The organism is Acinetobacter sp. YH12145 (assembly GCF_013418335.1).
Classification (GTDB): domain Bacteria; phylum Pseudomonadota; class Gammaproteobacteria; order Pseudomonadales; family Moraxellaceae; genus Acinetobacter; species Acinetobacter amyesii.
Genome location: NZ_VPCE01000003.1, coordinates 133825 through 151749, shown reverse-complemented (window position 1 = coordinate 151749; position 17925 = coordinate 133825). Strand labels below are relative to the sequence as shown.

The following is a 17925-nucleotide window of genomic DNA, read 5'->3' as shown; positions in this document are numbered from 1 at the left end:
CTTAAATCGCTTTCTCATTCATATAACGCCAATAACGACGTGGCACATACTGCACATGTAATTTCATATTACGTCGGGCTTCAATATTGACACTTCTAAAATAATCTTTCCAAAGCTGATCATACAAAACCTCATCATCATCCAGTTCGATATTAAAGGATTGACTATGGCCTGATTGTATTTGCCTATCTATGGTTGTGGCATCCATATCCACTTGATGCACCTGTTTTAAATCATAATAAATGCCATAATTGCGTTTTTCATCGTAAATCAGCCAACGTTGATCTTGATAGCGTGATTTGAAATGCCGTTCGATCAAAGGCAATACATTAAAATCAGGTGAGACTAAACTAATAAACAAGCCATCCTGACATTTTTTAAAACGCACAAAAGCTTCCATTCGGTGCTTTTCACGCCCCACTTGCTTCGCCCACTGACTCATCCCTAATACATCAGCATGACCATAGTTTTTAGACACATCACGCTGTTGCTGGAACACATAAATCGCAAAATTAAAACAATGTTGAAAAGCCTGCTGCTGCTCGGATAAAAACGCATAATAAAACTGCTTCAAAGCACTTTCAGATGCTTTAAGCTTTAATCCTTGCCATACCCGCTGTGCTTGTTCATCGTGACTAGCCACATCAATGACTTCGGCGAAAAGACCTGCCTGCACTTGCCCATCTGTACAAATCTGAATGTCAAATTGCTTAAATTGAAAGGCCCGAAAAACACAGCTCAACAATCCTGTCATCGTGCCATCAAAGACATAAATACTCACGACTGTATCCTAAAAACCGAAGTTCAATTGTGGAGAAATTTGCTGCGTATATTTCGACTGGCCACTTTGCAAAATCTGCTGTCTTATTTGATGAGGCTGTTGTTCACGAATAAATTTGGGTGAATCTTCACAGCGTATAAAGTGCTGCGCCCTATTGTAGGAAATACCCATACGTTTTAATTGGTCGATATGAATTTTACCAAAACGTCGTGCTTGAACAATTTTTTTAGCAGAACGCACACCGATGCCCGGCACACGTAAGATCATTTGAAATTCAGCACGATTGATATCCACGGGAAATTGCTCGGGATGACGCAGTGCCCACGCTAATTTTGGGTCAATATCCAATTCTAAATTTGGATGTTCTTCATCGACCAACTCTGTCGCTTCAAATCCATAAAAACGCATTAACCAATCACTTTGATACAGCCGATTTTCTCGTAATAAAGGTGGCGCAGACCCCACAGCTGGCAGCGCACGCTCCTCTTCATTAATTGGAATATAACCCGAATAATACACACGCTTGAGCTTAAACTCTTTGTAATGACGGTCTGCCATCAGTATTACATCACGGTCAGACTCTTGATGTGCGCCCACCACCATTTGCGTCGTTTGTCCTGCGGGTACAAATTTAGGAACTGTGCGTATTATTTTTCGTTCATCTTTGAATTGAATCAAACGATCTCGCACGATACCTAAATCTTTTTGGACTTCAACATGACTTTTTTCAGGTGCAAATTTTTTTAAACCATCTTCTGTCGGCATTTCTAAATTAATGCTCATACGGTCGACATATAAACCTGCTTCGGTAATGATTTCCTGAGATGCCCCCGGAATGGTCTTCAGATGAATATAACCATTAAAATTTTCTTCTAAACGCAGTTTTTTTACCACCTGCAACATACGTTCCATGGTGTAATCCGCAGATTTAAAAATCCCCGAACTTAAAAATAGCCCCTCAATATAGTTCCGACGATAAAAATTCATAGTCAAATCGACCACTTCCTGTACCGTAAATGCTGCGCGCTTTACGTCGTTACTTCGACGGGACACACAATATGCGCAGTCAAAAATACAGACATTAGAAAATAGAATTTTTAATAACGAAACGCAGCGGCCATCTTCTGTATAGCTATGGCAAATACCGTTTCCAGTATTACCCAGACCTTTGTCTTTATTTTGACGCTTGCTACCACTCGAAGAACATGAGACATCATATTTGGCAGCATCGGCTAAAATTTGCAGTTTTTCACGGATACGTTCAGACATGGGAGAATTATAAAATTTAAAGTGAACACAGCATTATTTTAAAAGGATCCACCTCAAAAGTCGGGTCATACATCATTACTACGACACGAGGTGTCGCTTAATTTCAAGTACAACTTTCGTGTAAGCATAAGACCATTTTGATAAGAAATAACGAATATTATTTGCTTAATTTCACTCGCTTGGGCAAAGTATTTAGAGTGATTGGAGTATGCACATGACTTTATTAGAAAAACTTGGCATCAAACACCCTATATTTCTTGCCCCAATGGCAGGTGTTTCTACACCTGAACTTGCTGCAGAAGTGTCAAATCAAGGTGGACTTGGTTCACTGGGTTTAGGTGCAAGCAGTGTTGAGAATGCACGTCAACAAATATTACAAACTCAAGAACTCACTGAACAACCTTTTCAGGTCAATTTTTTTTGTCATGACACAGTAGAACTCGATGAACAAGTTGCTGCCAAATGGATCATGCAATTTAAATCACGCTTTGCTCAATATAATGCAGAAGCTCCAGAAGCACTGAACTGTATTTATCCAAGCTTTAAAGACAATGACCATTTTCTAAACCTCGTACTGGAAACGCGCCCTAAAGCGGTAAGCTTCCATTTTGGTATTCCACATCCACATCAAATCCAAGCCTTGAAACAAGCGGGTATTTTGACTCTAGTTTCTGCAACCAACTTAGCAGAAGCTAAACTGATCGAAGCTGCAGGCATTGATATCGTGATTGCTCAAGGTATTGAAGCTGGTGGTCACCGTGGCATTTTCAATGAAAACTTTGATAGTAGCGTTAAGACACGTGACTTGGTTCAGCTCTTGAAACGCCATATTCAATGTCCAGTCGTTGCGGCTGGTGGTATTATGAATGGACATCAGGCCTATCAAATTATGGAGTTAGGTGCAGATGCTGTTCAATTGGGCACTGCTTTTGTGCAATGCAAAACATCAAATGCAAATGAAGCTTATCGCAAAGCATTATTTGATGCACCCATCACGCAGATTACATCAAGTATTTCAGGCCGCCCTGCTCGTGGCATTATCAATAACTGGCACACAGATATTGACACACCGACTCGCCCGACCGTCCCGGCTTACCCGTATAGCTATGATTTAGGCAAACAATTACATGCCGCTGCTAGCAAGCATGGTGTACATGAATATGGTGCTTTTTGGGCGGGAACCAACGTCTCTCAAATACGTGAATTGGAAGCACCCGACTTGATCAATCAATTGGTTTTAGAAATGCGCTTTAACTAATACTTAGCTCAACGCGTCATTCAATCATGAATGCCTACAATAAAGCCCTCAACATTGAGGGCTTTTTATTATCTACATATTTCAAATCAATCTAACTAGCTTAAATCGACTTACTTTGCATCGAATTGCACAGATCTATTTCGTTTGGCTTTCAGTTACTTGGTTTCAAGCAAATTAACCTGATCAACTTGAACATCACTCATGATCTGACCATGATCGAGTAAGTGATTAAAATAGTTCTCGACGACTTTATATTGATCTGCTGTAGATTCAACTTTATACATATTTTGGCGGAACTCATTACTAGAGCGTAAACCTTTGGTGTACCAAGCAATATGTTTGCGTGAAATTCGACAACCTGAATATTCACCATAAAAACCATATAATTCAGACAAGTGTCCAAGCAATACGTCACGAACTTCCATAATACTTGGTGCCGCCATATGCTCACCTGTCGTCAGGTAATGTCCTATTTCACGGAATATCCATGGGCGACCTTGAGCTGCGCGACCAATCATGACTGCATCGGCACCAGTATAATCCAGTACATATTTGGCTTTTTCAGGTGTATCAATATCACCATTGGCAATCACAGGAATATTGATCAACGATTTCACATCTTTAATTAAGCTATAACGCGCCGTATTCAGATACATATCTTCACGTGTACGACCATGAAGTGCCAATGCAGCAATGCCAGCTTCTTCGGCACGTTTCGCAACGCGCATAATGTTTTCATGGCCATTGAGATAACCCAAGCGGGTTTTTAAAGTCACGGGTACATCAACTGCATCGACCACAGCATCTAAAATGCGAGCCACCAAGTCTTCATCTTTGAGCAGCGCGGAACCTGCCAATTTATTACAGACTTTCTTCGCCGGACATCCCATATTAATGTCGACAATTTGCGCACCATTTGCCACTTGATAGCGTGCAGCTTCAGCCAGTTCAGCTGGATCTGACCCTGCAATTTGAGCAGAAATAGGCGCTATTTCACCATCAAAATTGGCACGATAAAGACTCTTTTTACTCATGCGTAAGGTCTTATCTGCCGTCATCATTTCACTGACAGCATGACCTGCGCCAAAGTATTTGCAAAGAGTACGAAATGGGCGATCTGTAACCCCTGCCATAGGTGCCACCCACAGTTTTCTCTCGATGGGACGATCGAATAATTCTTGAATGACAGGATGTTGACTCAATGTTTTAACCTCTAGCTATATTTAGCAAATGATGCCCGAACCACATTCGAAATCTTCCAAGCCACTTTTACAATGCTAAATTCAAATGTATGTTCGCAAAATCTGTTGAGCGTAAAAACGTTTCATGGCAATGATTATGCAATTGAATGATGACAATGAATATCAACATTGCTCAACGATTGAATTGAGGAATTTGAAGCTTCGGAATTGGACGGCAAATTTGCAATGCGATAGTTTAGTAATTCCATACAAAAATTTCTACGCTTTTGCTTAAGAGTCGTTGAAACTTATGCATCAGCCATGTAGTTAACACACTATCGATTCAACATCAGACTTTCAGCAGATCTGCCTGTACAGGTGTTACTATAGAGGGATACTGCTAAAATCATTGAAAACTTAAACCCGATAAATTCACATCTGTGAGTTGAAATTTATGAAAAAATTGAAAATTCTCTCTTTTATATTTTTCGCTACTTTTTTGACTGCCTGCCAACAACCGAATGACGAGGTGGCTGCAGCTGAAAGTCAAAACGCTGATTTAACAACGGAACAAGCGACTCAACAATTTGAGCAGTCAGATGCGCAAATCAGTCAATACCTTGATGTTTTAGATGCCCCAAGCATATCGATCAAGGAAAAAACCCAAGTCTTATGTCATGACTACCCTCATGAATATAAAACTAACTACATGCCTGCCATGCTCAAACTCGCAGCCCAAGACTATACTCAAGATAAAATGTTGAACGATTTGAAGATCGCACAGGACTATTACAAAGAAAAACTCAAAATTGAATGCCCTGTTGAATAACCTCCCTTTCATCATGGCGTCATATTTCAGCGATAAATTGTTATTAAGCGAAAAGTGTGTAAGTTTCGCTGTAATAACAACGTAAAATACACTTCCCGATTTATTCGGGTTTTTCTTTTTTTTAAAGTCTTTAAAATATTAAACGATATTTGAATGACACATATTATTTTGTGATGGATTTCAAGCTATTGATTTATTGTGATAAATTTTTAGTAAAAGTTCACAATCTAGCCACATAACAACCCATTTTAATTACACTTTTATCATGATTAATACATTAAGTTGTTTTTTCCAAAAATAGACTGAAGATTGAATCATGAAAACTTTAAATAAAGCACTTTTTGCTGCACTTATCTCTGCTGCTACTGCAACTACATTTGCTGCGGAAGAACAAAAAGTTGAAGCTGCTGCATCTGAAGCTCAAACAACTGAAGTTGCTCAAGACGCAACTGAAGCGGCTCCTGCTTCTGAAGCTGTTGCAAAATAATTGAGCAAAAATTTAAAAGCCCACAGTTTGTGGGTTATTAAATTCACAGACATTTTATGTTTGTCACAGTATACAATCACTTTGACATCTGTTATTTAAAATATAAACGTTGAATTTGTCGTGCCCGCCGGTTTAAACCTAATATTTCTTTTCTTTGCAAAATATCTTCTTCACAAAATCCCAAGCGCTGGATTAACTCAGGCATTGCTAAGTCTGCATGTTCGATCAACTCGGCATCTTGTTCAGTTGACCAAATAACTTTTGAAGCTGTTAATTTTTGCTGACGTTTTGCCCTTCTCATTTGCATAGTATAAAAGACTTTTGGCTAATTCACAAAAAAGCCCACCCGATGTGAGCTTTTTGCAAAGGCTGAGTAGTGATCATCTATCGGATTGAAAAATAAATTTACTGAACGATGATGTTAAAGATTTTCATCCTTTGTGATCATCACTGAGGTTAAAATTGGAACTGCAAAACAAGGTAGTAAGAGTAAGATCCAATATTCCACCATTGGTTTAGCCACAACAAAGTTTATAACGATTGCCCCCAATACCATAACTAACGCAATCAAACCTAAGAAACGACTGAAAAATTTAGCAGGCATAACAATCCCCTTAAAAAATTATGGATTTCAGCTAGTATATACCTTCATTTTTTATAATCTGTTGAAAATGATATTGGAATATTCATCTATTTAGCTCAAAAAGCATTCTTTTTCCAATCATCCTGACAGAACTGCTTGTTTTAACACGCGTAGATCTCCATAAATAGATTGACAGTCACCTATGAGGCATATACATATTTATTCATAATTTATGTAATTTGCATAGTATACTGCTCCTGCTTTGTCGCTCCCATATGGCTGAGTTTATTGGAAAATATGAACAAAACTTTTTCGACCACATTATGCTTTAAATCCCTTTCTGTACTGGCTTTATCCATTGGCTTGACTGCCTGTGGTAATGGTTCATGGTGGAGCAAAGATGAACCCACTATGGAAGCGGAACAGATTAAAAAAGCCATTCCACCTCGCGTGAATGATCGTCTGTCATGGGCCAATGATATCTACGACATTAGTGATCAGCTCGGTATTCCGACCACGAAAGAAAATGTCTGTACGATTGTTGCTGTGGTCGATCAAGAGTCCAATTTTGTTGCTGACCCACATGTGCCGGGACTCGGTGAAAAAGCCGTCAAAGAAGTTCAAGATCGTCTTGAAGAAAAGTTTAAAGATAAATTGGGTGATGGCATCGGTGGTACAGTCGCTGGCTATTTCCAAGATGTGTTAAAAAATCAACCGAGTCCTGAAGATAACTATTTGAGCCAAATGCGCCGTGTTCAAACTGAACGTGAGCTAGACGAGCTATATCGTGAAATTTTTGACTATATGTCTAAACACTATCACGTGAGTGCATTAACAGGCGCAGCGAAACTGGTTGGACAAGATATTGGTGAAAAGCTCAACCCAATTACCACTTTGGGTTCAATGCAAGTCCATATAGGCTATGCCAAAGACCACAAACGCCAAGGTGGAAATATTGCGGCACTACGTACAGATATGTATAGCCAATATGGCGGTTTGTATTACGGCATTCACCGTTTAATGATGTATCCAGCTGAATATGACAAACCAATTTATCGTTTTGCAGATTATAACTCGGGTCGTTATTCGAGTCGTAATGCGGCATTCCAAAGCATGTTGAATGACTTAACCCCTGCTGAGCTCGGCTTAGATGGTGACCTCTTACTTTATAATAAAGATGGTTCTCCACGTTCTGCAAAAAGCCAGTCTGAAACCGCGTTGATTGCCGTTTTTGCAGAAAACAATGTGATCGCGACGCCACGTCAAATTCGTTCAGATCTTAAAAAAGAAAAAGATCAGGACTTTGAAGATACTTTGACGTATAAAGCGGTCAAAAAGTTGTACCAAGAAAAGACCGGAAAAGAACCATTTTATGCCATGATGCCTGAAGTCGTAATTTCTGGGCCGAAATTAAGCCGTGATTACAATACCAATTGGTTTGCCACACGAGTCGATGGACGTTATCAAACATGCATGCGCCGCATCAAAAACCTAAAACTCTAGCCTTATTTGATTTTGACGGAACCCTGTGTAATAAAGACAGTTTTACAGGGTTCATCTTCTATTCCCTGCCTAAAAGACATATCGTGCTCCAAGGGATTAAAATTCTCCCTTGGATTCAAGGCTATTATCTTAAACTATATCCTGCACACGCAATGCGTCCTCGCCTATATGCCGCAATGTTTAGCCAAGCCAATCATGAGCACATTTTAAATCAAGCAGCGCAATATGCTGAACATTTGATGGCAGAACTCAATCCTTCACTGTATGAACAATTACAGCAACACCAAAAACGCGGTCATGAAGTCGTATTGGTTTCTGCATCCGTCGATTTATATCTTAAACCTGTGGCCAAAAAGCTCGGGGTCAAACTGATCTGCACTGAAACTGCAACCAATAACCAAATACTGACTGGTTTGTATGAAACCTTAGACTGTAGTGGTGAGCAAAAGAAAATTCGAGTTTTGGAGCAATTTAACCTTCAAGACTATGAGCATGTTTATGCCTATGGAAATAGCGATGAAGACCTCGCCATGTTTGAATTGGCCACCCACCATTTCATGAATGGAAAGGATAAACGCCTACCTGAACTCGACTAAAGTCGAGTGATTTAGTTTGGTTTATTAATCAAAGTTAACAATCACAAACTTAAATTTAAGTCGCTCTAATATATGATTAAATTTTGAAAATTCTGCTTTTATTTTGACTTTATAGTGTGCTATTTTTCTCATTAATTAGAAATAATGCGGTCAAATATTAAAAGCGGGAAAAGAATATGAATCAATTCAATCCACCGAAATATGTCAAAGGCCTCCATATTAAATTTGGCGAAAATCCATTTGTTCTCCTTGCTCAATTTGCCTTCTCAGCCACTCGCCAGATGTGGACGAAAGAAGAAATTGAATTGGTCATTCGTATGGCTAAAAAAGGAAATTATATGAATTTGATTAAGATCCTCAATTTACATATCAAAAAGTGAAGTAAATATTTCCCCCAAAGTTAATATAAAAAAGCCATGCAAATGCATGGCTTTTTTGATCCAGTAACTCAAGTGCAGCTTTTATTACTTTTTAAATGGAAACGCATATTTCACAATACGTTTTAGTACACTGCCGTACTGTTTCACTAAACTTGCGTTGTTATAGTTCAAACCATATTTTTCACATACGGCCTGTACTTTTGGCGCCATTTTACGATAACGACGCGCAGGAACATCTGGGTATAAATGGTGTTCGATCTGATGGCTTAAATGCCCTGTCAAAATGTGAAATGCTTCTGAACCAGTAAGGTTTGAAGAACCACGGATTTGACGCATGTACCAATGTCCACGGCTTTCATTTTCAAGTACTTTTTTCGGGAAAACTTCAACATCTTTGGTGAAGTGACCACAGAAAATAATACTAAACGTCCAAATATTACGAAGACCATTCGCAACGAGGTTCCCTGTGAGCACAGGTAATGCTGCAGGCCCTGCAATAAGCGGGAAGAACACATAGTCTTTAAATAATTGCTTGCCGATTTTGGCTTGCATTGGCTTCCATTCTTCTTTGGTCTGCTGTTTTGTTTTGCGACCTTTAAAGTATTTACCCAATTCAAGGTTTTGAATGGCAACACCCCATTGGAACAATAAGCAAAATGGAATGCTATAAATCGGTTGTAATAGATAGCCCGGCTTCCAACGCTGTTCTGGGAACAAACGGACTAGACCATAACCAATATCATCATCCATACCTTTAATGTTGGTATAGGTATGATGTTTAAAATTGTGAGTTTGGCGCCAGTTATCTGCAGTACCCACGATATCCCATTCATAAGTCTGACCATTGAATTTAGGATCATTCATCCAGTCATATTGACCATGCATGACATTATGACCTAATTCCATGTTTTCCATGATTTTGGCAAAACCTAAAAGACCTGTGCCTAAAATCCACGCTGGCGGAAACCAACCTGCAAACAATAATGCACGACCCGCCATAGATGAATATCGAATAGTTGAATACACACGACGAATGTATTTCGCATCCTTTTCACCTAAGTCATCTAAAACTTCTTGCTTAATCGCGTCAAGCTCACGCGCAAGTTCATCTAATTGCGATTGGGTTAACTCACGGTTTTTAGGATTTTTAAAATATTCAATTTTTACAGGCATGTTCATATTTTTTTCTACCTTATAAATCAATAACGAGATCTGACTGTGCTGAGTTCACACAAATTTTGAGTAAATTACCCGGTTCTGTATTTTGGCTACCATTGACCATATTTTTAGTCGAACCTTCAACTTTGTTGCAGGCACATTTATTACAAATGCCCATACGGCAACCGTGATTTGGTTTGATATTTTGCTGTTCAAGACTGGCTAAAATTGATTGGCCTTTTGGGATACTGACGGTTTTATTGGATTGTGTAAGCGTGACATTCACAAAGCCAATTTCATCCGTTGCAATTGGGCTCATGCTAAATGCTTCACTCATAAAGCATTGTGCATGATCAAATAACGCTTCGGCCTGAGTGACGAAACCCGATGGACCACATGCAAACACAGTACTGTGCTCAATGTCGTCAATTTGAGCAGCGTGAGCGGCATTTAATCGTGGATCAGCAACTTCTTCTTGGGTAAAGAAAATTTGAAATTTAAAGTTTGGATATTGATTTGCCAAAGCTTCGAAGCGTAATTTGAATGCGGCATCATCGTGATACTTAACCCAATACATTAACTGAATTGGTTGCTCCGCAATTTGCTTAGTTTTGCTCATCCCTTTCAACAAACTCAACATTGGCGTAATACCACTACCCGCAGCCAATAGTAGCAACGGTGTAGAATTTGACACCAAAGTCATATCACCAAAAGGCTGACCAAATTCTAAGATGTCACCAACTTGTGCTTGTTCTACCAGCCAAGTACTCACAATACCCGTATTCACTTTTTTTACACTTAGCAATACGTGTTGATCATCTAACTGAGTCAAACTATAAGTACGTTCGTAACGGATCCCATTTACACGAGCAAAAACAGGATGATGCTGACCAGCTTCACCCATTTTAAACAAACGGTTCACCTGTATAGTTAGGCTGACCATCTCATTTGCTGCATTTTCTTTTTGTACAATTTTGCCGAGAGCCTGATTACCAGACCATAACGGATTAAATTTCTGCAACCAGAAATTTACTGCATTGACGTCTACAACACTGTCTTTGAGTGCGTTTAAAGGCTTTTTCGCTTTTTCGAGTACATGCATAATCAAATACAACTCATGGGAGGTTTTTAATTATTATACATATGTATATATATTTGTATATACGATTGTGCATTTAATCGACATTTTCACAAAAGCTATTAGCAGACGCTATAATATGTTAATGTTTTTAATCTATTAAAAAATATGACTCAGTCTGCACAGACGAATATGGTTAACATGTACCAGGAAGAATTACATTCTGAAGCTGAAACTCCACTTGCAGTTCGCACTGTAGGTCGTAAAGCAACAATTACCAAGGAAGAACTGTTTCAGGCAGCGCTTAATTTAATTGGTCCACAAAAAAGTATTTCATCACTGAGTTTGCGTGAAGTTGCACGTGAAGCTGGCATTGCTCCAAATAGTTTTTATCGTCACTTCAAAGATATTGATGAATTAGCCATTGAGTTGATTGATCGAGCTGGTGGTGTGTTACGTCAAATTTTGCATGAAGCACGCCTTCAGGCATCACGCCAAAGCAGTATTATTCGTAGTTCAGTTGAAGTATTTATTCAGCAGCTAGATGCCGATGAAGGCAACTTAAGCCTTTTACTTCGTGAAGGCTATACTGGTTCGCATTCCTATAAAAATGCAGTTGAGCGTCAACTTAACTATTTCCAACAAGAATTAAGAGAAGATTTAATCGTGCTTGAACGTTTAAATCAAAGCAAGTTGGCTCATCCTGACATCGTGGCACGTGGTATTACCCAATTGGTGTTTAACATGGGTGCAAAAGTCATTGATCTACCGACAGAACAACGCAAAGAAGTTGCCGAACAAACCATGATTATGATTCGTATGATCCTGGAAGGCGCTCGCCATTTAGACGAAGCACAGATTCGCTAAAAATTAATGGTCAAAAAAAGGAGACGTTCAGGTCTCCTTTTTTATGAACAAAATTTATTTTTCTAATGCTGTAAGTACTGTATGACGTGTAGCGCTGTCTGTTTCGGCTGCTCAAGTGGAAACATGTGCCCACCTTCAACTACACTATAATCTATACCATAGGTTTTCTTCATTCCGTCAGGCAAACCTTGTTTATAAAAATGGCTGTTATCTGCGGTGATAAGGTGTACAGGCATTTGAGGGGCTTTACGTGGAGTACGCCACCACCATGCAGGTACTGTACGGAAAATTTGCGCTTCCACGGCTTTTGGAATGCTGAGGGTCACGCCACCGCGTTTTTCATCAGTGCGAACACCTTGTGCAAAATAATCCTCAAAACATTGCGGATCAAAACTTTTAAATAAACGATTATTCCGTAGTGCCGTATAGGCTTCATCCAAATTTGGCCAATGGTCATTACGCTTCAATGTAATTGCCGCTGGGGTAATTTTATCCACAGCTTTGAGCTTTAATTTTTGCATACCTTCAAAAATGGCGGACTTAGGACCGATTACGAAAGGTGGATCCATAATAATCAGTTGTGAAAACAAATCTGGACGTTTATAAGCCGCCATAAGAGTGACTAAAGAACCAAAAGAATGTCCAAGCCCAATCACTTTTTGTTTTGGAAATTGATATTCAATATCTGCAATGACTTGTTCGACCAAATATCGCCAATCTTTGGTGATCGGATAGCGCTCATCCATACCAATAAGCGGAATCGCCTTCACATCAAATTGCGGTGTAAAGTAGGATAAAAACTTTCGATAACTTGCAGCAGGAATACCATTGGCATGGGTAAAATGGATCGCGCTTTTCATCTAAAACTCATCCAATCAGCTGATGATGACCCATCATAAAGAGATCTATACGATTTAAACAGGACTCAATGAGTTTATCTATATGACCCCAAAGTCAGTTTGCAGATTATTTTTGTGAACCGACCATTGATTGATTCGGTAAAAATGTTGCGCCACAAGTGGTTTTATCTCCAGCAACCACAACACCGCGCCCCTTTACCGTTGTACTTTGATCTGCCGCGATCGCAGCCACAGTCGAATTACATTTCGGGCAATAATGTTTCATGCCGTTTAAATGCACCGCAATACCATTAATCACAAATGAAGGTTCACATTCTGAAACCACACCACCGTGTGACGTTTTACTACCTAAGGTAATTAAGGATTTCATATTTTTATTTTCTTCTAACGAACTGCTGAAATTTGAAGCATTTTAACGGAACTACCCACAACTCGCTAGCATCGACGTATAAATTTAACCAAGCCAAAACTTTACTTAACTAAAGCATTAAAACACGACATTAAGGCAGTTCGTGATCAATCATTTGAATATGATGTTATCGCTATATGTCCAAATACATTTAATCATTTCACTTTCATAATTCAATTGACATCAATCACGACAGCTTATGTCGCGATGCCGATTCTTTTACTAATCAAAGCATGTATATTGAGTCTAGCAATGACCATGAAGCGTAGACCCTATTTTAAAATTTCAGTATTTAACTGAGCTTCGAATCAGAAAATGGTGCTTTTCTACGCCATGATTAACTTTAGAACATTCTTAGACTAAACACATTATTCAAAACTATTTTTATAAATTTTAGATTCCAAACGTAGCACCATTTCATTTTATAACGCAGATAAATAAAGCATAACCATTCTATTTTCAGGAGGTTTTATGATTTTAATAAATGACTTTGATTTAACCCAACCACAAAAAGTCATCGTGTTAGACCATACACTAGATGAAACAACCCTATTAACAGAAATACTGGCCTTGTGTAAGACTGCAGACCCAGAGCTCATCGTGGCGGAAAGCAAAGAGGCTGATTTAGTTCTACGCTTATTACCTGAAATACATGATTATTGTGGTGCCATTGCCTTAAAACAGCCGCTATGTAATGACATCGACTTTGATTTACTTAGTGTTCATTATGTAACACGCAGCCAAGCAGAACGAAGTACGATCCAAATTCAGTTAGCAAAAAATCATCCTGACTATACAAAGCTTGATGGCATATTTTATATGTTGGATGAAAATGAAGATTTTGATCAAGCTGTAGAATTGCTGAAGAATAGTTACTTTTTTTATGCCGATGTCGACAATTTAGATTAAAAATAAACAATACAAAACTTTGATTTAGCGTAAATCTGTCGTGATTAATTTTACAGTTATAATTTTAGCCATAAAAAAAAGCACCCTAAGGTGCTTTTTGAAGATTCTTAACTTATGGCTTAACCACTACCATAATTTGAATCGCTTCTGGTGTAACCGCTAGACCATCAAGCAGTGTTAAACCTTCTTTTTGCAGTTTTTGTAAACGTGCAATTTCGTCTTCACGAATACTTGGGTTGAACTGCTTCAAATAAGTTAAACGGTCAATTTCATATTGCCATTTGCTACCGTAGATTTCTTTAGCTTGTTGTTTAAAGCCCGGTAATGCACCACGAGCAATTTCAAGCGCTTGCGTATAACGCTGTTCAATGACATCACGACGCGCCTTAACCACTTGGCGGCAACTGTTGCCATCAAGATGATGTAAATAAGGACGTAAAATTTCAGGTGCAATTTTTTGCGATAAATCCTGACCTTTTTCGCTCAGTAATACACGAACCAACTGTTGTGGCAAACTTGACGGCAAATTCAATGCTTTCGGTGCAACGACATCGACTTTAAACCACACTTCCATTAACACAGAACCTTGCGGTAAAGCGGCCGATTTCAATACAGCAACGTTAGTACTACCAAAGCCTTGCGTATTAATCATTTCCATCACACTTTCAGTGAATGGATGCTCAAGTGTTAGATACTGAGCATCTTCACGGATCTGTGCTTGGTCACGATAGAACGTCGCCGTCATGCCTTCTTCGTCCAAAGTCAGACCCTGAACTTGCATTTGATCTGTTGGCTTGATGATCACGGTACCATTACTTTGCTCATCAAAATCAATGTTTGTAGACGCCATGAAGCGCTTCATAAACATTGGCAAAGTAGTATTGTCGTCGTAGTCTTCAAGTGCAGTCACAATTTCTTGTGCCACGATTGGACGGCAAGAGTTGTACTCAAGTAAACGGTCACGACCTTCTTGAAGTTCAGCTTCAAGTGCTTCACGTTGCACACTTACCGCTTCGAGCAAATCTTCAAACTCTTGGCCTTTATCAGCCAACAAACAATCTTTCAGATTGACGATAAAGTTTTCTTGGAGAGTTTGCGCAGTCGGCGAGATATTACAGAAAATATTTAATGCTTCGTTATACCAACGGAACATACGCTCTTGAGCAGTACCAACCAGATAAGGCACATGAATTTGAATACGATTTTCTTGACCAATACGGTCTAAACGGCCAATACGTTGTTCAAGTACGTCTGGGTTGGCAGGTAAGTCAAATAACACAAGGTCCGATGCAAACTGGAAGTTACGACCTTCAGAACCAATTTCTGAACAGAGTAAAATTTGCGCACCGTATGACTCTTCCGCAAAGTAAGCCGCTGCTTGGTCACGCTCTAATAAGCTCATGCCTTCATGGAACATCGCTGTGCGAATACCCGCATGCAAACGAAGTACATTTTCTAAAGACTCAACCACTGGACCACTACGTGCAATCAATAACACTTTTTTGTGTTTCAGGTCTGTACGCAGACGTTCCATCAACCACATCACACGTGGGTCGGTTTCCATCCACGAGCCATCAAGCTGCGCTTCTTCAGGCCACATTTGTTCACGTAGCTTGCCATCTTTAGACCAGTTTTCTGGTGCAGGTAATGGCGCAGGCTGACAGTCACGACCCGGGAAGCCTTGAATCGCTTCACGGGTATTACGGAATAAAATACGGCCTGTACCATGACGGTCTAACAACTCGTGAATGGCACGAAAGCGTTGTTCTGGCTCGTCAGTAATTCGATGACCTAATAGACTTTCAATCGCTGCCAAATGCCCTTCTTCGAGTGGTAGATCAGACATCAGCACTTCAGCAATTTTAGCTGTTTGGTGATACTGCTCTTCTTCATCCAAGAAACGATCAAGAGAACTAAAACGTTGTGGATCGAGCAGACGTAAACGTGCAAAGTGACTTTCCACACCTAATTGTTCAGGCGTTGCGGTTAATAACAAGACACCCGGCGTTTTTTCAGCAAGTTCTTCAACAAGGTCATAACGGTCATTGCCGCCTTCTTCTTCTGACCACATTAAATGATGGGCTTCATCGACTACGAGCAAATCAAACCCAGCGTCAAGGGCTTGTTCACGCAAGTCATCATGGTCGATCATCAAATCGACACTCGCAATGATGCATTGTTCTGTTAAGAATGGGTTGAGATCTGGATCGTGTTCTTTAATTGATGCTGTACGTGTCAGATCAAATAATGAGAACTCAAGATTGAAACGACGACGCATTTCAATCATCCATTGATATTGCAATGAATCAGGTACTAAGACCAAGATACGTTCTGAACGACCCGTTTTGAGTTGCTGATGAATAATCAGACCTGCTTCGATGGTTTTACCTAGACCCACTTCATCAGCAAGTAATACACGTGGAGCAAAACGTTTACCCACTTCATGCGCAATATACAGTTGGTGTGGAATGAGACCCACACGTGAACCTACCAAGCCACGTAGAGGGCTAGACTTCATATTGGCTTGAAGAAGCAGTGCTTCGATACGCAGGTCATACCATTCTTTATAGTCCACTTGGCTTGCAAGCAAACGATCTAATGGTTTTGCTAACTGAATACTTGCACCAATACGTGTTTCATTCAGTGCTTTACGCTCTTCTGTGCCATCGGCAAGTTTACGTACCGCGTTATAACGAACCACGCCACCACGGTCTTCAAGAGATTCAACAGTCCAAATTTGACCTTCTTGGTCTTGGACTTCGTCATTTACATTGAAAACAATACGAGATAAAGGTGCATTGTGACGGGCATAGACACGAGTTTCATCACTTTTTGGGAATAAAATGCTGACCGATCGCTCATCAACATCAATAAGAACACCTAAACCCAGTTCCGTTTCTGTATCTGATAACCAACGTTGACCAATAGCAAACTGCTGCAATTTTTCCACCTTTTTCTCAAGTTCGGTCTGAAAATATTATGCTCAAACTGTGAACGTTATTTGAGCAAAAATCTAGACCATAAAGCAATATATTTTGACATAAAGCCCACTAAATAGTGAGCAGAATTCTTAGGGATTTAAATGATTTTCCTAAAATGGTACAGGACAGTGAAATTCCACTGTTTGCTCTGTTTCAGGATGGTTAAAACTCAAACGCTCAGCATGTAAACATAAGCGCGGCATCAGCTGTTGTTGTTCAAGTGTTGCATATAAAGTATCACCTACAATAGGATGACCTAAATATTGCATATGAACACGAAGCTGATGTGATCGACCGGTAATAGGAGTTAAAACTACACGTGTTACGGCTTGACCCTGAATCTCAAAATGTTCAGTGGCTTTCCAATGCGTAAGCGCAGGCTTATTGTGTGCAGGATCGGCAATATGCAGTGGCGGATGTTCTGGGTCATACACGACGGGTACATCAACAGTACCTTCACCTTCGAGCGTACCCGCAACCAATGCCTGATATGTTTTTGAAGTTTGACGTTCTTGGAACTGGCGTGAAATTCGATTTTGCCCTTGACGGGTTAATGCAAAAACCAAAATACCTGAGGTATCACGATCCAAACGATGGATGAGCAAGGTATTCGGTTCAATTTTTGATAATCGATTGATAACACAGTCTTGTAAATCTGCTGTTTTTCCCGGAACTGTGAGTAAACCTGCTGGTTTATGGATCACCATAAAGTCAGTGTCACGATGTATCAGGTGTTCGGTTAGAAAATTACTCAAAGTTCAATCCAGTTCTGATCTCGAAAAACAAGGCGGCAATA

At 39.6% G+C, this 17925-nt stretch carries 19 protein-coding genes; 8 read left to right on the top strand and 11 right to left on the bottom strand.

Translation table 11 applies throughout. The features are described from left to right. Position 1 precedes the first annotated feature (1 nt). Positions 2-781, bottom strand: a complete 780-nt coding sequence (locus FTU80_RS03575) for a TIGR03915 family putative DNA repair protein (RefSeq protein WP_180084275.1) — start codon at positions 779-781, stop codon at positions 2-4. Positions 782-790: 9 nt separating this feature from the next. Next, entirely contained in the window at positions 791-2050 is a 1260-nt protein-coding gene (locus FTU80_RS03570; RefSeq protein WP_180084274.1) for a putative DNA modification/repair radical SAM protein, read from the bottom strand. 214 nt (positions 2051-2264) lie between these two features. Here FTU80_RS03570 and FTU80_RS03565 point away from each other — a divergent pair, with 214 nt between their 5' ends. Further along, positions 2265-3308 (top strand): nitronate monooxygenase family protein, encoded by a 1044-nt coding sequence (locus FTU80_RS03565; protein WP_180084273.1) that lies wholly within the window; start codon positions 2265-2267, stop codon positions 3306-3308. Between the two features lie 155 nt (positions 3309-3463). On the opposite strand, the gene dusB is transcribed toward FTU80_RS03565, so the two are convergent. Beyond that, positions 3464-4468, bottom strand: coding sequence for a tRNA dihydrouridine synthase DusB (gene dusB, locus FTU80_RS03560; RefSeq protein WP_313042773.1), 1005 nt, complete (start codon positions 4466-4468; stop codon positions 3464-3466). Positions 4469-4943: 475 nt separating this feature from the next. Here dusB and FTU80_RS03555 point away from each other — a divergent pair, with 475 nt between their 5' ends. After that, the gene (locus tag FTU80_RS03555) at positions 4944-5318 is read left to right on the top strand and encodes a hypothetical protein (protein ID WP_180084272.1); all 375 of its coding nucleotides are present in this window, start codon (positions 4944-4946) and stop codon (positions 5316-5318) included. Between the two features lie 316 nt (positions 5319-5634). Then, positions 5635-5805 carry a hypothetical protein gene (locus FTU80_RS03550; RefSeq protein ID WP_168377461.1) on the top strand — a complete coding sequence of 57 codons (171 nt, stop codon included), beginning with the start codon at positions 5635-5637 and terminating at the stop codon, positions 5803-5805. A 91-nt stretch (positions 5806-5896) separates the two neighbouring features. Here the strand turns inward: FTU80_RS03550 and FTU80_RS03545 are convergent, their stop codons facing one another. Next, the gene (locus FTU80_RS03545; protein ID WP_257221416.1) at positions 5897-6112 is read right to left on the bottom strand and encodes an acyl-CoA thioesterase; all 216 of its coding nucleotides are present in this window, start codon (positions 6110-6112) and stop codon (positions 5897-5899) included. A gap of 114 nt (positions 6113-6226) precedes the next feature. Further along, the gene (locus FTU80_RS03540) at positions 6227-6409 is read right to left on the bottom strand and encodes a hypothetical protein (protein ID WP_078193584.1); all 183 of its coding nucleotides are present in this window, start codon (positions 6407-6409) and stop codon (positions 6227-6229) included. 276 nt (positions 6410-6685) lie between these two features. Between FTU80_RS03540 and FTU80_RS03535 the strand changes: the two genes are divergently transcribed. The 3 genes from FTU80_RS03535 (at position 6686) to FTU80_RS03525 (ending at position 8867) form a co-directional block, all read left to right on the top strand. Beyond that, positions 6686-7891, top strand: coding sequence for a DUF1615 domain-containing protein (locus FTU80_RS03535; protein ID WP_180084271.1), 1206 nt, complete (start codon positions 6686-6688; stop codon positions 7889-7891). After that, positions 7858-8487, top strand: a complete 630-nt coding sequence (locus FTU80_RS03530) for an HAD-IB family hydrolase (protein WP_180084270.1) — start codon at positions 7858-7860, stop codon at positions 8485-8487. Before FTU80_RS03535 ends, FTU80_RS03530 begins: the two co-directional genes overlap by 34 nt. Before the next feature lie 176 nt (positions 8488-8663). Next, complete coding sequence (locus FTU80_RS03525) at positions 8664-8867, top strand: hypothetical protein (protein ID WP_078193587.1); 204 nt, start codon at positions 8664-8666, stop codon at positions 8865-8867. A gap of 84 nt (positions 8868-8951) precedes the next feature. On the opposite strand, the gene FTU80_RS03520 is transcribed toward FTU80_RS03525, so the two are convergent. Then, positions 8952-10046, bottom strand: coding sequence for an acyl-CoA desaturase (locus FTU80_RS03520; protein WP_078193588.1), 1095 nt, complete (start codon positions 10044-10046; stop codon positions 8952-8954). A 13-nt stretch (positions 10047-10059) separates the two neighbouring features. Further along, positions 10060-11127, bottom strand: a complete 1068-nt coding sequence (locus FTU80_RS03515; protein WP_180084269.1) for a ferredoxin reductase — start codon at positions 11125-11127, stop codon at positions 10060-10062. 168 nt (positions 11128-11295) lie between these two features. Here FTU80_RS03515 and fabR point away from each other — a divergent pair, with 168 nt between their 5' ends. Beyond that, entirely contained in the window at positions 11296-11970 is a 675-nt protein-coding gene (fabR, locus tag FTU80_RS03510; RefSeq protein WP_372491111.1) for an HTH-type transcriptional repressor FabR, read from the top strand. A 62-nt stretch (positions 11971-12032) separates the two neighbouring features. On the opposite strand, the gene FTU80_RS03505 is transcribed toward fabR, so the two are convergent. Together FTU80_RS03505 and FTU80_RS03500 are read right to left on the bottom strand one after the other, a co-directional pair. Beyond that, positions 12033-12830 (bottom strand): alpha/beta fold hydrolase, encoded by a 798-nt coding sequence (locus FTU80_RS03505; protein WP_180084268.1) that lies wholly within the window; start codon positions 12828-12830, stop codon positions 12033-12035. Between the two features lie 106 nt (positions 12831-12936). Beyond that, entirely contained in the window at positions 12937-13200 is a 264-nt protein-coding gene (locus FTU80_RS03500; protein WP_078193592.1) for a PAAR domain-containing protein, read from the bottom strand. Between the two features lie 510 nt (positions 13201-13710). On the opposite strand from FTU80_RS03500, the gene FTU80_RS03495 reads away from it, so the two are divergent. Continuing rightward, a complete protein-coding gene (locus tag FTU80_RS03495) occupies positions 13711-14148 on the top strand; it encodes a hypothetical protein (RefSeq protein ID WP_078193593.1) in 438 nt (145 codons plus the stop codon). 112 nt (positions 14149-14260) lie between these two features. Here FTU80_RS03495 and rapA read toward each other — a convergent pair whose 3' ends face one another. Continuing rightward, the gene (gene rapA, locus FTU80_RS03490) at positions 14261-17098 is read right to left on the bottom strand and encodes an RNA polymerase-associated protein RapA (protein ID WP_180084267.1); all 2838 of its coding nucleotides are present in this window, start codon (positions 17096-17098) and stop codon (positions 14261-14263) included. Positions 17099-17239: 141 nt separating this feature from the next. Then, the gene (locus FTU80_RS03485) at positions 17240-17884 is read right to left on the bottom strand and encodes an RluA family pseudouridine synthase (protein WP_180084266.1); all 645 of its coding nucleotides are present in this window, start codon (positions 17882-17884) and stop codon (positions 17240-17242) included. Positions 17885-17925 lie beyond the last annotated feature (41 nt).

Excerpts from the sequence above, each read along its gene's own strand:
- FTU80_RS03500 (WP_078193592.1), bottom strand. The coding sequence starts at position 13,200 with ATGAAATCCTTAATTACCTTAGGTAGTAAAACGTCACACGGTGGTGTG.
- FTU80_RS03565 (WP_180084273.1), top strand. The coding sequence starts at position 2,265 with ATGACTTTATTAGAAAAACTTGGCATCAAACACCCTATATTTCTTGCC.
- FTU80_RS03515 (WP_180084269.1), bottom strand. The coding sequence starts at position 11,127 with ATGCATGTACTCGAAAAAGCGAAAAAGCCTTTAAACGCACTCAAAGAC.
- FTU80_RS03550 (WP_168377461.1), top strand. The coding sequence starts at position 5,635 with ATGAAAACTTTAAATAAAGCACTTTTTGCTGCACTTATCTCTGCTGCT.
- FTU80_RS03520 (WP_078193588.1), bottom strand. The coding sequence starts at position 10,046 with ATGAACATGCCTGTAAAAATTGAATATTTTAAAAATCCTAAAAACCGT.
- fabR (WP_372491111.1), top strand. The coding sequence starts at position 11,296 with ATGGTTAACATGTACCAGGAAGAATTACATTCTGAAGCTGAAACTCCA.
- FTU80_RS03525 (WP_078193587.1), top strand. The coding sequence starts at position 8,664 with ATGAATCAATTCAATCCACCGAAATATGTCAAAGGCCTCCATATTAAA.
- FTU80_RS03540 (WP_078193584.1), bottom strand. The coding sequence starts at position 6,409 with ATGCCTGCTAAATTTTTCAGTCGTTTCTTAGGTTTGATTGCGTTAGTT.
- FTU80_RS03495 (WP_078193593.1), top strand. The coding sequence starts at position 13,711 with ATGATTTTAATAAATGACTTTGATTTAACCCAACCACAAAAAGTCATC.
- FTU80_RS03530 (WP_180084270.1), top strand. The coding sequence starts at position 7,858 with ATGCATGCGCCGCATCAAAAACCTAAAACTCTAGCCTTATTTGATTTT.
- FTU80_RS03555 (WP_180084272.1), top strand. The coding sequence starts at position 4,944 with ATGAAAAAATTGAAAATTCTCTCTTTTATATTTTTCGCTACTTTTTTG.
- FTU80_RS03545 (WP_257221416.1), bottom strand. The coding sequence starts at position 6,112 with ATGCAAATGAGAAGGGCAAAACGTCAGCAAAAATTAACAGCTTCAAAA.
- FTU80_RS03505 (WP_180084268.1), bottom strand. The coding sequence starts at position 12,830 with ATGAAAAGCGCGATCCATTTTACCCATGCCAATGGTATTCCTGCTGCA.
- FTU80_RS03535 (WP_180084271.1), top strand. The coding sequence starts at position 6,686 with ATGAACAAAACTTTTTCGACCACATTATGCTTTAAATCCCTTTCTGTA.
- FTU80_RS03570 (WP_180084274.1), bottom strand. The coding sequence starts at position 2,050 with ATGTCTGAACGTATCCGTGAAAAACTGCAAATTTTAGCCGATGCTGCC.